11 protein-coding genes are annotated in these 15,309 nt (G+C 72.3%); 6 read left to right on the top strand and 5 right to left on the bottom strand.

The window, feature by feature from the left end; all coding sequences use genetic code 11:
- Nucleotides 1-61 precede the first annotated feature (61 nt).
- From ACIREE_RS06290 to ACIREE_RS06275, 4 genes are all read left to right on the top strand, one after another.
- Nucleotides 62-1,069 (top strand): FecCD family ABC transporter permease, encoded by a 1,008-nt coding sequence (locus ACIREE_RS06290; protein ID WP_404147080.1) that lies wholly within the window; start codon nucleotides 62-64, stop codon nucleotides 1,067-1,069.
- Nucleotides 1,066-2,133 carry a FecCD family ABC transporter permease gene (locus tag ACIREE_RS06285; protein WP_404147078.1) on the top strand — a complete coding sequence of 356 codons (1,068 nt, stop codon included), beginning with the start codon at nucleotides 1,066-1,068 and terminating at the stop codon, nucleotides 2,131-2,133. The genes ACIREE_RS06290 and ACIREE_RS06285 overlap by 4 nt, the downstream gene beginning before the upstream one ends.
- A complete protein-coding gene (locus ACIREE_RS06280) occupies nucleotides 2,130-2,924 on the top strand; it encodes an ABC transporter ATP-binding protein (protein ID WP_404147075.1) in 795 nt (264 codons plus the stop codon). The genes ACIREE_RS06285 and ACIREE_RS06280 overlap by 4 nt, the downstream gene beginning before the upstream one ends.
- A 372-nt stretch (nucleotides 2,925-3,296) precedes the next feature.
- Entirely contained in the window at nucleotides 3,297-4,286 is a 990-nt protein-coding gene (locus tag ACIREE_RS06275) for an ABC transporter substrate-binding protein (protein ID WP_404147073.1), read from the top strand.
- A gap of 51 nt (nucleotides 4,287-4,337) precedes the next feature.
- Here ACIREE_RS06275 and ACIREE_RS06270 read toward each other — a convergent pair whose 3' ends face one another.
- A complete protein-coding gene (locus tag ACIREE_RS06270) occupies nucleotides 4,338-5,378 on the bottom strand; it encodes a hypothetical protein (protein WP_404147070.1) in 1,041 nt (346 codons plus the stop codon).
- 168 nt (nucleotides 5,379-5,546) lie between these two features.
- Between ACIREE_RS06270 and ACIREE_RS06265 the strand changes: the two genes are divergently transcribed.
- Nucleotides 5,547-7,997, top strand: coding sequence for a helicase-associated domain-containing protein (locus ACIREE_RS06265; RefSeq protein ID WP_404147067.1), 2,451 nt, complete (start codon nucleotides 5,547-5,549; stop codon nucleotides 7,995-7,997).
- A 25-nt stretch (nucleotides 7,998-8,022) separates the two neighbouring features.
- Here the strand turns inward: ACIREE_RS06265 and ACIREE_RS06260 are convergent, their stop codons facing one another.
- The gene (locus tag ACIREE_RS06260) at nucleotides 8,023-9,063 is read right to left on the bottom strand and encodes a hypothetical protein (protein WP_404147064.1); all 1,041 of its coding nucleotides are present in this window, start codon (nucleotides 9,061-9,063) and stop codon (nucleotides 8,023-8,025) included.
- A 38-nt stretch (nucleotides 9,064-9,101) separates the two neighbouring features.
- On the bottom strand, nucleotides 9,102-9,611 hold the full coding sequence (locus ACIREE_RS06255) for a SigE family RNA polymerase sigma factor (RefSeq protein WP_404147061.1): 510 nt from the start codon (nucleotides 9,609-9,611) through the stop codon (nucleotides 9,102-9,104).
- A 164-nt stretch (nucleotides 9,612-9,775) separates the two neighbouring features.
- Between ACIREE_RS06255 and ACIREE_RS06250 the strand changes: the two genes are divergently transcribed.
- Entirely contained in the window at nucleotides 9,776-11,419 is a 1,644-nt protein-coding gene (locus ACIREE_RS06250; protein WP_404147057.1) for a DNA repair helicase XPB, read from the top strand.
- On the opposite strand, the gene ACIREE_RS06245 is transcribed toward ACIREE_RS06250, so the two are convergent.
- Together ACIREE_RS06245 and ACIREE_RS06240 are read right to left on the bottom strand one after the other, a co-directional pair.
- Nucleotides 11,371-12,510 carry a glycosyltransferase 87 family protein gene (locus ACIREE_RS06245; protein WP_404147054.1) on the bottom strand — a complete coding sequence of 380 codons (1,140 nt, stop codon included), beginning with the start codon at nucleotides 12,508-12,510 and terminating at the stop codon, nucleotides 11,371-11,373. The two genes, ACIREE_RS06250 and ACIREE_RS06245, sit on opposite strands and share 49 nt — an antisense overlap.
- A gap of 423 nt (nucleotides 12,511-12,933) precedes the next feature.
- On the bottom strand, nucleotides 12,934-15,210 hold the full coding sequence (locus ACIREE_RS06240) for a heavy metal translocating P-type ATPase (protein WP_404147051.1): 2,277 nt from the start codon (nucleotides 15,208-15,210) through the stop codon (nucleotides 12,934-12,936).
- Nucleotides 15,211-15,309: the final 99 nt, after the last annotated feature.

Below are 15,309 nucleotides of genomic sequence, written 5' to 3'. Positions count from 1 at the left end.
AGCTAAGCCTTACCAAGCCCAGTCGGCCGCGCCGCCGGCCCGCCAGTCCATCGGGAGCCCCATGCCGGTCGTCAGACGTCGTGACGTCAGGGTTCTCGCGCTCGTGGCCGCGGCCGTGGCGCTGGCCCTCGCGGTGCTGTTCAGCCTCGCGGTCGGGGCCCGCGCGATCGCGCCGTCCGCCGTGTTCGACGCCCTGCTGCACGGCGGGCACAGCGACGCGGCCGAGGTGATCAGGGGCCTGCGCCTGCCGCGCACGGTCGTCGGCCTGATGGTCGGCGCAGCCCTCGCGCTCGCCGGCACGGTACTCCAGGGCATCACCCGCAACCCCATCGCGGACCCCGGCATCCTCGGCATCAGCCAGGGCGCGTCGGTCGGCGTGGTCCTGGCCATCGCCTATCTGGGCATCCACACGCTCACCGGTTACGTGTGGCTGGCGTTCGCCGGGGCGGCCATCGCCTCCGTCGCCGTCTACGCGATCGCGTCGAGCGGCCGGGGCGGCGCGACCCCCGTGAAACTGGCCCTCGGTGGCGCCGCGATCAACGCGCTCCTCGTCTCGGTCACCACCGCGATCCTCACCACCAAGGCCTCGGCGCTCGACGAGTTCCGCTTCTGGCAGGTGGGCTCGCTCTCCGGCCGGGACACGGAACTCGTCAACCAGGTCTGGCCCTTCCTCCTCCTGGGCACGGTCCTCGTCCTCTCGGTGGCCCGCGGCCTGGACGCGCTGGCGCTCGGCGAGGACATGGCGAAGGGCCTCGGACAGCGCGTGGCGACGGTACGCATCGTCGGCGGCCTGGGCGCGACGATCCTGACCGGGGTCGGCGTGGCGGCCGCGGGCCCGATCGCGTTCATCGGCCTGGCGGTGCCGCACATCGCCCGCGCACTCGTCGGCTCCGACCACCGCTGGCTGCTGCCGATGGCGGCGCTCACCGGCCCGGTGATGCTGCTGGTCTCCGACACCGTCGGCCGGGTGATCTTCCCGCCGAGCGAGGTGCCCGCGGGCGTCATGACGGCACTGATCGGGGTCCCGTTCCTGGTGACCCTGGTACGCAGAAAGGCAGTGCCCGCATGAGCACGCTCCCGGGGGTGCGCCCGGCCGGCTACACGGTGCTCCGCGCGGGCCGCGCCCGCTTCCTCCTGCACCGCAGGGCGGCGACCGTGGCAGCGCTCCTCACCGTCCTCCTCGCCGCGAGCTGCCTGGCCTACCTCTGCGTGGGCGAGACGTTCACGAGCCCGGCCGAGGTCTTCAAGGTCCTCACCGGACAGCCGTCCCCCGACGAACTCGTGGTCGGCACCTTGCGCGAACCCCGCATGGTGGTCGGCCTCCTGGTCGGCGCGGCGTTCGGCGTGGCGGGCGCGCTGATCCAGACCGTCGCCCGCAACCCCCTCGCCAGCCCCGACATCATCGGCATCAGCCAGGGCGCGAGCGCGGTGACGGTGGCCGCGATGACCTTCGGCCTGACGTCGTACACGCTCCTCCCCTACGTATCCGTAGCGGGCGGAGTCATCGCGGCAGCCCTGGTCTACGTCTTCGCCTGGCGGGGCGGCCTGCACGCCACCCGCTTCGTCCTGATCGGCATCGGCTTCGCGATCGCGCTCCGCTCCATCACCACGCTCTTCATGACGAAGGGCGACTACCTGGTGGCCCAGCAGGCCCAGATCTGGATGACGGGCTCGCTCAACGGCCGAGGCTGGCCCGAAGCACGACCGCTCGCCTGGATCCTGCTCCTCCTCGTCCCCTTCGTCGCCTGGGCGGCCCGCGCGCAGCGCACGGTCACGATGGACGACGACACGGCGACGGCACTCGGGGTGCGCCTGGACCGCGTACGCCTCGGCCTCGTCGCCCTGGGCGTGATCCTGGCGTCCCTGGCTACCGGAGCGGCGGGCCCGGTGGACTTCGTGGCGCTGCTGGCCCCCCAGATCGCCCGCCGCCTGACCCGCACCGCCCAGATCCCGCTGCTCTGCTCGGCGCTGATGGGCGCGGTGATCGTGGTCGTGGCCGATCTGCTGGCCCGCCGCCTGTTCTCCCCCACGGAACTGCCCGTCGGCGTCCTCACGGCGGCCGTCGGCGCCCCCTACCTGATCTATCTGATCGTCCGCAGCCGCTCCGTCCGCACTTCCGGAGGCACCGCATGAGCCGGCTCACGGCCCGCGACCTGACGCTCGCCTACGACGACCGCACGGTCGTGCACGGCCTCGACCTCACCGTCCCCGACGGCAAGGTGACGGTGATCGTCGGCCCGAACGCCTGCGGCAAGTCGACGACGCTACGGGCGCTCGGCCGCCTCCTGAAACCGGCCGGCGGCTCGGTCCTCCTGGACGGCAGGACCCTCACCGAGCTGCCCACCAAGAAGATCGCCCAGCAGATCGGCCTGCTCCCCCAGTCGCCCACCGCCCCCGAGGCGATCACCGTCGCCGACCTCGTCTCGCGCGGCCGCCAGCCGCACCAGAGCTGGTGGCAGCAGTGGTCGGAGGCGGACGAGAAAGCCGTCACCGAAGCCATGCGGCGTACCGATGTCGCGGCCCTCGCGGACCGCAACGTCGACGAGCTCTCCGGCGGGCAGCGCCAGCGCGTCTGGATCGCGATGGCTCTCGCCCAGGAGACGGACATCCTCCTCCTCGACGAGCCCACGACGTTCCTCGACATCGCGCACCAGGTCGAAGTCCTCGACCTGGTACGGCAGTTGAACCACGACAAGGGTCGTACCATCGCTCTCGTCCTGCACGATCTCAATCAGGCGGCCCGCTACGCGGATCACCTGGTCGCCATGAAGGAGGGCCGCATCGTCGCCGAGGGCGCGCCGGCGAAGGTCGTCACCGCGGAGCTGGTCCGGGAGGTCTTCGGCCTGCATTGCGTGGTGGTCCCGGACCCGGTCACGGGGTCACCGCTGGTCGTCCCGGGTACGCCATGGCGGGCCGCCGGCTGAGCGGATCGGGCCGCGCTCAGCCCCTGCCACCTGGTCATGCGCCCGGCACTGTCCCCCAGCCCCGGGGCTCCGCCCCAGCCCCCGCTCCTCAATCTCCCCCCAGACTCCGTCCGGGGGGACCCCCAAGGGGCTTGATCAACGCATCCGGCGATCAGACGCGTACGAGACGGGAGGGGACGGTCGGGGTATGTGCGCGCGCAGCACAGCGGCACGCGGTAGCGACGCCCGAAGCAACCGGCGAGGCCATCAAGATGGCGAGCACGGACATACCCCGGGCGGCCCCGTACCCACCACGCACCTGTCGGAACGCACCAGACAGCCGCCAACGAACCCCAGACGGCCACCCTCCCTTCATGGCGAAAGGCAACCCACATGACTGCCTCCCTCACCCCCCGTGGCCCCTTAGTCGGGGTCCTGGCCCTGGGCGCGGCCCTGCTCCTGACGGCCACAGCCTGCAGCTCCTCCGGCTCGGCGAAGGACGAATCCGCCTCCACCGCCGGAGGCACGGGCACGACCCACACCGTCAAGACCGCCATGGGCGACGTAAAAGTCAAGAACGACCCGAAACGCGTGGTCGTCCTCGACACCGCCGAACTCGACTCGGCGATCACCCTCGGAGTGAAGCCCGTGGGCGCCACCCGGGCCGGCGCGGAGCAGGCCCTGCTCTCGTACCTGCCGACGTCGCGGACGACCGGTATCACCCAGGTAGGCGAGATCGCGAACCCGAACCTGGAGAAGATCGCGAGCCTCAAGCCCGACCTGATCCTCAGCAACAAGGCCCGCGACGCGCAGCGCTACCAGCAGCTCAGCGCCATCGCCCCCACGGTCCTCACCGAGTCGACCGGCTACCCCTGGAAGCAGAACTTCCGCGTCCACGCCGACGCGCTCGGCAAAAAGGCCGAGGCCGAGACGGCGATCGACAAGTACGAGACCCACGTGGCCGCGGTCACCAAGGCGCTGGGCGGAAAGCAGAAGGCGGCGGCGACCGAGGTCAACGTCGTCCGCTTCGTCGAGGGCGCCGACATCCGCATCTACGGCAAGAAGAACTACATCGGCACGATCCTCGCCGACGTCGGCCTCGGCCGCCCCGCGGTCACCGACAAGGCCGAGGACGGGTTCACGTACGACGTCAGCCCCGAGCAGATCGACAAGGCGGACGCGGACGTCATCTTCACGTCGACGTACGGAAATCCGGGCAAGGCGAAGGTCACGCAGACCACGACGAGCGGCCTGTGGCGGGGCCTCAGGGCGGTCAGCGACGACCGGGTGTTCCAGGTGGACGACGAGCTGTGGATCCAGGGCATCGGATACACGGCGGCGAACAAGATCCTGGGCGAACTCCAGTCGGACCTGACGAGCTGAACCGGCCACCCCCCGAACCCGGCACTCCCCCCGAATCCGGGATCCGGGAACTCACCCCCGGCTGCGCTGCGACCGCCACACCAAATACAACGCGGAGGCGATCGCGGCGCACCGGAGTACCCAGGGCCACGTCTCCCCGAGGGCGCCACTCATGTGCCCGTCAGGTATCGGCGCGCCCCACCGCCCGACGCTGCGCCCCCAGAGCCAGACGATGCCGCCCACCGCGGTGAGACCCGGCAGTCCGAAAACCGCCCATTTCTTCTGGCCCATGGACAGCCGCCGGGACAGATAGACGACGGCCCAGCCGATCAGCAGGGCCAGCGGATTGCCGAGCGCGGCACCGGCGACGAGGGCGGCCGCGGCGAGCAGCAGCACGGGGTTGGTGAACCCACCGGCAGGCACGACCCGGGACATGCGCCGGGGCACGAACCGCCGCGCGCCGCCCGCCCCGGCAGCCTCGACGGCGTCGCCCTCAGCACCGACGGCGTCGGCGTCAGCGTCCGCGTCATCGGCCGGATCCGGCTCGACCGGCACCCGCTTCTTGCGCAGATCGGGCCCGCCGTCCTTGGGCGGCGGCTTGAGGATGTCCGGGATCTCCACCCCGCCGGTGAACCCGGGCACGCTGTCCGTGTCGGAGAGCGGCCCGGCGCCGATGCGCCACCAGTCGGTCTCCCCACCGGACGCGCCGAGTTCATCGGTGCCGGCGAGGTGCGGCGGCGCCGGCACGTCGGAGTCGTCCCGGCCGGCCTCGGGCGCGGGCTCGCGCCGGGGCCGTGGCACGATCCGGCGCCGCCCGGCGCTCTTGGGGGCGCGCTGTTCGGGCACCGGCCGGGTGAGGGAGGCGGCCGGGTCGACGGTGGGTCTGCCGTCCTGGGCGCCGCTGACCAGCCGGTCCGGGCTGCCGAGCCGGTCGAGGATGCGGCGGACCGCGGCCGGGCTGTCGACGGTGACCTGGGCGCGGTGCCGGTCGATCTCCCCCCGCAACTCGGTCACCAGGCGCATCCGGGCCGCCGACGGCAGCTGCCGCTGATGGGCCAGGTCGCCGACCCGGCTCAGATAGTCGAAGACGAGCTGATCACTCTCGATCCCCACGAAGTCCCCTCCGGGGTGCAGCAGTTGTTGTGTCGACGGTATCGCGAATGCCGGGCCCGACGGAGTACAGGCCCCGGGGCTCCGTCGCGTACCCCGCTCCGCAAAAGCCGGAGAGGCTTGAACTGCTCAATCGCTGCCTGGACCCACCCGCCCGCTACCGTGGGTCAGATGAGCCCCAACGAGCAGAACCCGGCGGCGACCACCACAGCCCCGCGGTCCCTGGCGGAAGCCCTCCGCGCCAGGGACGACGCCTCCTTGGCCCGCCTCCTGCGGGCCCGCCCCGACCTGCTCGGCCCGGTCCCGAACGATCTGACCCAGCTGGCCACCCGGGCCGGCACCCGCGCCTCGGTGATCCGTGCCCTGGACCGGCTCGACCGGTTCACGCAGCAGGTGGCGCAGGCGCTCGCGGTGGCCCCGGAACCGGCGACGTACGACGCGCTGCTCGGCCTGCTGCCGGGCGAGCACACGGCGCGGGCGCTGCCGGGCGCGGTGACGACGCTGCGCGAGCAGGCCCTGCTGTGGGGCGGCGACGACCAGCTGCGCCTGGTGCGGACGGCCCGCGAGCTGCTCGCGCCGGCCCCGCAGCATCCGTCCCCGACGGGTCTTGGGCCCACGGTCGCCGAGGCCACGGCCGGTCTCTCGCCGACCCGGCTCCAGGAGATCGTCGCGGCGGCGGGGCTGCAGTCGACGCACGACGGCGTGTCGGCGGTGGCGGCGCTGACGGGTCTCTTCGCGGACGGCACGCGGATGTCGGCGCTCCTCGACGAGGCCCCGGCCCAGTCCATCGACGTACTGAACCGGCTGCTGTGGGGGCCGCCGTACGGGCAGGTGACGGCGCAGCCGGCCGCGCATCTGCGCTGGCTGCTCGACCGGGGTCTGCTGCTGCCCACGGCGCCGGGCACGGTCGTGCTGCCACGGGAGGCGGCGCTGCACCTGCGCGGCGGCCGGGCGCACCGCGAGCTGGAGCCGGTGGCACCGGACGTGCGGGAGAAGGCGACGCACCGTCCACAGGTGGTGGACGCGACGGCGGCGGCGCAGGCGTACACGGCGCTCGCCACCGTCGAGGAGCTGCTGAAGGACTGGGACGAGGGCGGTCCGACGGTGCTGCGGGCGGGAGGTCTGAGCGTCCGGGACCTGAAGCGCACGGCGACGGCCCTGGACAGTACGGAACCGCAGGCCGCCTTCTGGGTCGAGCTCGCTTATGCGGCGGGTCTGCTGGCCCCGGACGGCGAGGCCGACGAGCGGTACGCGGCGACGCCCGCGTACGACGAGTGGCTGAAGCGGCCCCCGGCCGAGCGGTGGACGCGGCTCGCGGCGGCCTGGCTGCCGGCGACCCGCACGGCGGGCCTGGTCGGCGGCCGGGACAGCAAGGACCGCACGCTGTCGGCGCTCGGCCCGCACCTGGACCGCTCGGCGGCGCCCGAGGTGCGGCACCGGGTCCTCGCCCTGCTGGCCGGACTGCCGGAGGGCGCGGCACCCGACCCCGAGTCGATCGTGGCCCGGCTGACCTGGGAGCGGCCTTCGCCCGCCGCCCGGGATCTGCGGACGCGGCTGGCCCAGTGGACGCTGTCCGACGCCGAGTTCCTGGGGGTGACGGGCCGCGGGGCGCTCTCGGCGCACGGCCGCGCGCTCCTCATGGAGCAGGATCTCGGCCCCGCGGAGCGGGCCGCGGCGACGGCGAGAGCGGAGAAGCTCATTGCTCCGCTGCTGCCCGAGCCCCTGGACCACGTCCTGCTCCAGGCGGACCTGACGGCAGTGGCGCCGGGGCCTCTGGTGCGCCCGCTGGCGGACGCCCTGTCCGTGCTGGCCGACGTCGAGTCGAAGGGCGGCGCGACGGTGTACCGGTTCACGCCGGGGTCGGTGCGCCGGGCGCTCGACGCCGGACGCACAGCCTCCGACCTGCACGTCTTCCTCACCGAACACTCCCGTACGCCGGTCCCCCAGCCCCTCACGTATCTGATCGACGACGTGGCCAGGCGGCACGGGCACCTGCGCATCGGGGCGGCGTCGGCGTACGTCCGCTGCGACGACGACGCCGTGATGAGCGAGATCCTCGCGGACAAGCGGTCGGCGCCGCTGCGCCTGCGGCGGCTCGCCCCGACCGTTCTCGCGGCGCAGGTGGACCCGGGCTCGCTCCTGGAGGGCCTGCGTTCGATGGGGTTCGCCCCGGCCGCCGAGACGTCCGATGGCGATGTCCTGATCACCCGCGCCCACGCGCACCGCACCCCGCCGCGCACGCCCCCCGAGCCGGTCCCGGACGGGCCCGCGCTGCCCGACGGCACGCTCCTGGACGCCGCGATCCGGGCGATCAGAGCGGGCGACGTGGCGGCGACCGCGCCTCGAAAGGACCCCCCCAAGACGGCGCCCGCCCACTCCGGAACGGGCGAACTGCCCCGTACCGCGGCGGCCGAGACCCTCGCCACGATGCAGGCCGCGGTCCTCACCGGCGACACCCTGTGGATCGGCTACGTGAACGCGGAGGGCGCCGCCAGCCAGCGCGTCATCGCCCCCATCCGCGTCGAGGGCGGCTTCGTGACGGCGTACGACCACACGGCCGACGAGGTCCGTACGTATCCGCTGCACCGGGTGACGGGCGTGGCGGAGCTTTCGGACAGCTGAGAGCTGCCACGGCCCGGTTCCGCCGCTACGGCTTGACCCAGGGCTGCCACGCCCCGGCCTGTGCCACGCGAGCCAGTTCCGCGGTGGTCAGCGGCGGCGTGGCGGTACTCGCGGGACCGCGTTCGGCGTCGGCGGCGTTGGCCGTGGTGACGACGATGCGGGTGCCGTCCTTGCGGAGCAGGTCGGCGGTGCGCCGCACGAGGCGCCCCTCGTGTTCCTCGTACGTGATCAGGACCGCGTCGTCGGCGAGGTTGCGGGCGTCGCAGCCGCTCACGGTGATGCCGGGCGCGGCCCTGGCGGCGCAGGAGTAGAAGGCGCGCAGTTCGGCGCGGGTGACGGGACGCACCTTCTTCGCGCCCTTGCCCGAGGCCTTCGCGCCCTTGCCCGAGGCGTCGCGGGCGGCTTCCTTGTCGGGGGCGGCGGTGCCGGACTTGTCCTGCCGTCCCGCCTCCTCGGCGGCGGCGCGCGCCGCATCCTTGCCGAGCGCCTCGACCGCGGTCAGCTGCACGTTGCCCTGGACGCTGACGGCGACCTCCGCGCCGGCCACGAGAAGCCGGCCGCCCGCGTCGGCCCGCGCCGCCTCCCGCGGCCCCTGCCAGCCGCGCTGTCCGGTCGTGGCGGGCGCGCCCGGCAGCAGCCCGCGCAGGGTCGTGACGGCCTCCTCGCCGGTCAGCGGCCGCGTTCCGGCCGGTGGGCCCGAGGCGGCGGCGACCGGCTCGAACACCGGGATCGTCACCCCGTCCGCCTGCGCGGCGGGCCCGCCGCGCGGCCCCGCGCCGAGCGCCGCCCCGCCGGCGACGACGCCCGCGCAGACGACCGTGGCCGCGCCCCACAGCGCCCGGCGCCGGACGCGCATCCGCCGGCCGCGGACCATGCCGCCGGTTACCAGGTCCTCGCCCGGTCCCGGCAGTTCCCCGGCGTACCCGTCGAGGAGCGCTCCGAGACGGCGCTCGAACTCCGCTTCGTCCGGGGCCTGCCGGACGGCGTCGCGCCCGTCCCCGTACTGCTCCACTTTCTTCACGACAGCTTTCTTCATGACAGCTTTCTTCACGACAGCTTTCTTCATGACAGCTCCCTCAACTCCCCTGTTCCCGGCGAGGACGGCTACTTCCCGGCGAGGATGTCCTGTTCGCCGGCCAGCGCGCCCCGCAGGGACTTCAGCGCCCGCATGCTGCGAATGCGTACGTTCCCCTGGCTCAGACCCAGTTCGGCGGCGGTCTGGGCGACGCTGCGGTCCTCCCAGTAGCGCAGCACGACCACGGCCCGGTCCCTCGGCGGCAGCTGTGCCAGTGCGTGCACCAGCGTCAGCCGCAGGGCCGGGTCGTGAGCGCCGGTGGCCTGCTCCGGCAGCTCGTCCGTCGGTCTCTCGGACGCCCGATGCAGCCGGGCGTGCGAGAGGTAGGTGCGCATCAGCATCGCGCGCACATACGCCGTCGGATGGTCGGCCCTGCGCACGCGCCCCCAGGACACGAACACCTTGCCCAGAGTCGTCTGCACCAGGTCCTCGGCGAGGTGATGGTCCCCGCAGACCAGGAGCGCCGACCTGAACAGGGCCGGGCTCACGGTCCGCATGAACTCCTCGATCTCCTCGGTCCTGCGTGCCGCTCTGCGCATCTGTGCCCCCTCCTGGCCACGCGTCCGCTCTGCACTGTTGACGCTTCGGCCGGGCGGCCGCGTTACAGGGAGCGGCTCCCCGGCTTCGGCGTCCACACCACCGTGCCTCCCGATGAGGCACACTGGACGTTTGGCCAGATGGGCCCAACGGAAGGGTGCCGCGCGTGAACGGTCCACTCATCGTCCAGTCGGACAAGACCCTGCTCCTGGAGGTCGACCACGAGCGGGCCGACGCATGCCGCCGGGCCATCGCCCCGTTCGCCGAGCTGGAGCGGGCGCCCGAGCACATCCACACCTACCGGCTGACACCGCTGGGGCTGTGGAACGCGCGGGCGGCCGGGCACGACGCGGAGCAGGTCGTGGACGCGCTCGTGGAGTACAGCCGGTACCCGGTGCCGCACGCGCTGCTCGTCGACATCGCCGAGACGATGGACCGCTACGGGCGGCTCACCCTCTCCAAGCACCCGGCGCACGGCCTGGTCCTGTCCAGCACGGACCGCCCGGTCCTGGAGGAGATCCTGCGCTCGAAGCGGGTGCAGCCGCTGGTCGGCGTCCGCATCGACGCGGACTCCGTGGCCGTGCACCCCTCCGAGCGCGGCCAGATCAAGCAGACGCTGCTGAAGCTGGGCTGGCCTGCCGAGGACCTCGCCGGATACGTGGACGGCGAGGCGCACGCGATCGACCTCGCGGAGGACGGCTGGGCGCTGCGCCCGTACCAGAAGCAGGCGGTCGAGGGCTTCTGGCACGGCGGTTCCGGCGTCGTCGTACTCCCCTGCGGCGCGGGCAAGACACTGGTCGGCGCGGGCGCGATGGCGCAGGCCAAAGCCACCACCCTCATCCTCGTCACGAACACCGTCTCGGCCCGCCAGTGGAAGCACGAGCTGGTCAAGCGCACCTCGCTCACCGAGGAGGAGATCGGCGAGTACAGCGGTACGCGCAAGGAGATCCGCCCGGTCACCATCGCCACGTACCAGGTGCTGACGACGAAGCGGAAGGGCGTCTACCCGCACCTGGAGCTGTTCGACTCCCGCGACTGGGGTCTCGTCATCTACGACGAGGTGCATCTGCTGCCCGCGCCGGTCTTCAAGTTCACCGCCGATCTCCAGGCGCGTCGCCGCCTCGGCCTGACCGCGACGCTCGTCCGCGAGGACGGCCGCGAGTCGGATGTCTTCTCCCTCATCGGCCCGAAGCGGTTCGACGCGCCGTGGAAGGAGATCGAGGCGCAGGGGTACATCGCCCCGGCGGACTGTGTCGAGGTCCGCGTCAATCTCACCGACTCCGAGCGGCTCGCGTACGCGACCGCGGAGGCGGAGGAGAAGTACCGGTTCTGTGCGACGACGGCGACGAAGCGCAAGGTGACCGAGGCGCTGGTGCGCAAGCACGCGGGTGAGCAGACCCTCGTCATCGGTCAGTACATCGACCAACTCGACGAGCTGGGCGAGCACTTGGACGCCCCGGTCATCAAGGGCGAGACGACGAACGCGGTGCGCGAGAAGCTCTTCGAGGCGTTCCGCCAGGGCGAGATCTCGGTACTCGTCGTCTCGAAGGTCGCGAACTTCTCCATCGACCTCCCCGAGGCCACGGTCGCCATCCAGGTCTCGGGCACGTTCGGCTCGCGCCAGGAGGAGGCCCAGCGCCTGGGCCGGGTGCTGCGCCCGAAGGCGGACGGCCACGAGGCCCGCTTCTACTCGGTGGTCGCCCGCGACACCATCGACCAGGACTTCGCGGCGCACCGCCAGCGCTTCCTGGCCGAGCAGGGCTACGCGTACCGGATCGTCGACGCGGACGAGCTGCTCGCCGACGGCTGACGCAGCGCAACGACGAGGAGGCCGAGCCCGAGCAGCGGATAGGGCGACGCCAACGGCTGCTGCCACCAAGCGAGTTGGAGGTCCAGGTCGCCCTGGTGGGGCAGCAGCCACATGGTGCGGGCGGTGAAGAGCAGCGCCACGGCGACCGTCGTACGGCGATGGCCTGCCGCCCACAGGACCGCGAGCAGCGGCACGCACCACACCCAGTGGTGGGACCAGCTGATGGGCGAGACAAGGAGCGCGGTCAGCGCCGTGAGGGCGACACCGTGCGCCTCGGTGCGGGCGCGCGAGGCGGCGTAGAGCCCGCCCAGGGCGACGAGAACGGCGGGGACGGCCCAGAGCAGCCCCGGTTCGGCGGTGTGCACCGCGCGGGCGATCAGCCCCTGCAGCGACTGATTGTCCACGATCCACGCCTTGCCGACGCGCCCGGTCTCGTAGAGCCGCCGCGTCCAGAACTCCCAGCTGGCGTACGGGAGTACGAGCGCGCCGAGCACCACGGTGCCGGCGCACCCGGCCGCCGCGCAGGCCGCTTCGCGGCGGCGGCCTGTCACGTACAGGTAGACGATGAAGACGGCCGGGGTGAGCTTGATACCGGTCGCGACACCGAGCAGAACCCCCTTGCCGCGGGCGCCGTCCGACCTGACCAGATCGCCCAGGATCAGGCAGGCCAGGACGAGATTGATCTGCCCGAACAGCACGGTCTGGAAAAGGGGTTCGAGCCACAGGGCTCCGCCGGTGAGCAGGCAGGTCCTGGCCCGCGTCGCTGTCAACCCGGCCAGCCGGCAGGAGAGGTGCACCAGGAGGGCGACGAGTCCGATGTTGCCGAGCAGAAAGACGCCCTTGAGGACGGCGAGCGGCATCCAGCCCATGGGCACGAAGAGCAGCGCCGCGAACGGCGGGTAGGTGGCGGGCAGTTGCCACTCGGTGACGGTGAACCCATAGAGATCACCACCACCGCCCGCGGCGGCGACGCCCTCGGCCCGGTAGACGAGAACGTCGGCCATGGGCGCGTGCTGGAAGACACAGAGGCCGACGAAGGCGGCGACGGAGAGGCCGAGCAGCAGGTAGGCGGCAACTTTACGCGTACACATGATCACGCTGAGCAACCATAGATCACCCCTACTAAGCCCCTGCGGCGCTTGAGCAGCGGATTCCGAGCAAATCAAGCCCCCACCGCACGCAAGCAGCCAGGTCCGAGCAAATCAAGCCCCCACCGCACGCAAGCAGCGAGGTCCGGGCAAATCAAGCCCCCGCCGCACGCAAGCAGCGGGGTCCGAGCAAATCAAGCCCCCACCGCACGCAAGCAGCGAGGCCCGAGCAAATCAAGCCCCTGCGGCGAGTGAGCAGCGGGGTCCGGGCAAATCAAGCCCCCACCGCACGCAAGCAGCGAGGTCCGGGCAAATCAAGCCCCCACCGCACGCAAGCAGCGGAGTCCGAGCAAATCAAGCCCCTGCGGCGATTGAGCAGCGGGGTCCGGGGCGGAGCCCCGTGACCTCAGCTACCTCCCCGCTGAGCTAAAAGCCCGCCCGGAACCGCCGCAACCGCAAACTGTTCCCCACCACGAACACCGACGAGAACGCCATAGCCGCCCCGGCGATCATCGGACTCAAGAACCCCGCCGCGGCCAGCGGCAACGCAGCCACGTTATAAGCGAACGCCCAGAACAGATTCGACCGGATCGTGCCCAGCGTCCTCCGGGACAACCGAATCGCATCGGCGGCAACCCGCAGGTCACCCCGGACCAGCGTCAGATCCCCCGCCTCGATGGCCGCATCCGCACCCGTCCCCATCGCAAGCCCCAGATCGGCCTGCGCCAGCGCGGCCGCGTCGTTGACCCCGTCGCCGACCATGGCCACCGAACGCCCCTCCCCCTGGAGCCGCTTGACGACGTCGACCTTGTCCTGGGGCAGCACCTCGGCGATGACGTCCCCGGCCGCGATACCGACGTCGGCGGCGACCGCACGGGCGACGGCCTCGTTGTCACCGGTCAGCAGCACCGGGCGCAGCCCGAGCGCGCGCAGCCGTTGGACGGCGTCGGCGCTGGTCTCCTTCACCGCGTCGGCGACCTCCAGGACGGCGCGGGCCTCGCCGTCCCAGGCCACGGCGATGGCCGTACGCCCGGCGGCCTCGGCGTCGGACTTGGCGCGGGCCAGCTCGTCGGGCAGTTGGATCTCCCACTCGGCGAGGAGCTGTTCCCTCCCCACGAGCACCGCGTGCCCCTCGACGACGCCCTGGACGCCGAGTCCGGCGCTGTTCGCGAAGTCCTCGGGGACGGGCAGCGCCCCCACCCGGTCCACGGCCCCGGCGGCCACGGCCTGCGCGATCGGGTGCTCGGAGGAGTGCTCAAGAGCGCCCGCGAGCCGCAGCACGTCGTCCTCCGAAGCGCCGTCGGCGACGTACGTGGCAAGCAGCGTCATCCGACCGGTCGTCACGGTCCCCGTCTTGTCGAGGACGATCGTGTCGACCTTGCGGGTGCTTTCCAGTACTTCGGGGCCCTTGATCAGGATGCCGAGTTGGGCGCCGCGCCCGGTGCCGACCATGAGCGCGGTCGGTGTGGCCAGGCCGAGGGCGCACGGGCAGGCGATGATCAGTACGGCGACGGCGGCGGTGAATGCGGCGGTCAGGCCCGCGCCGCTCACGAGCCAGAATCCGAGCGTGGCGACGGAGAGTGCCATGACGACCGGCACGAAGACGGCCGAGATCCGGTCCGCGAGCCGCTGGGCGGCGGCCTTGCCGTTCTGTGCGTCCTCCACCAGCCGTGCCATACGGGCGAGTTGGGTGTCGGCGCCGACCCGGGTGGCCTCGACCACGAGCCGCCCGCCGACGTTCAGCGTGGCTCCGGTGACCGCGTCGCCGACGGCGACCTCGACCGGCGCGGACTCTCCGGTGAGCATGGAGACGTCCACGGCTGATATGCCCTCGACGACCGTGCCGTCGGTGGCGATCTTCTCCCCGGGACGTACGAGGAATCGCGTACCGGCCCTCAACTCGCCGACGGGGACGGTCTGTTCGCGGCCGCCGTCCCGTACGACGGTGACATCCTTCGCGCCGAGCTCCAGGAGCGTCTTGAGCGCGGCGCCCGCCTTCCGCTTCGAGCGCGCCTCGAAGTAGCGGCCCGCGAGGATGAAGGCCGTCACTCCGGCCGCGGCCTCCAGATAGATGTTCCCGGCGCCGTCGCCGCGCGCGATGGTCAGCTCGAAGGGGTGTGTCATGCCGGGCATGCCGGCCGTGCCGAAGAACAGCGCCCACAGGGACCAGAGGAACGCCGCCGACGTGCCGACGGAGATCAGCGTGTCCATCGTCGCGGCGCCGTGCCGTGCGTTGGTGACCGCCGCCTTGTGGAAGGGCCAGGCCGCGTACGTCACGACGGGCGCGGCCAGGGTGAGCGAGAGCCACTGCCAGTACGTGAACTGGAGGGCCGGGATCATGGCCATGGCGACGACCGGCGCGGCGAGTACGACCGCCGTGATCAACCGCTGCCGAAGCGACAGCAACTCGGCGTCACCGTCACCGTCAATGTCACCGGCGGGGCTGTCCTCCCGGGCGGGCGCGGGCTCCCGCGCCGTGTACCCGGTGGCCTCGACCGTGGCGATCAGGTCCGCGACCTCGACCCCGGCGCCGACCCCGCCGTCGAAGGTGACCTTCGCTTTCTCGGTCGCGTAATTGACGGTCGCCTCTACGCCCTCCATCCGATTCAGCTTCTTCTCGATGCGGGCGGCGCACGACGCGCAGGTCATGCCGCCGATGACGAGTTCCACCTGCGCGGGTGGGGCGACGGTCCGCGTCGACATACGACCTCCTCTATACGGGGGGCGGGTATCCCCTCCTCCTACATATACCCCTAGGGGGTACCCGTTGCAAGGTCTACGAGATCGTCTTCCCGCGCTCCC

Origin of the sequence: Streptomyces sp. NPDC102467 (assembly GCF_044765445.1) — a bacterium.
GTDB lineage: Bacteria > Actinomycetota > Actinomycetes > Streptomycetales > Streptomycetaceae > Streptomyces.
The sequence above is the reverse complement of the archived record's forward strand: the minus strand, read 5'-3'. Positions and strand labels throughout refer to the sequence as shown.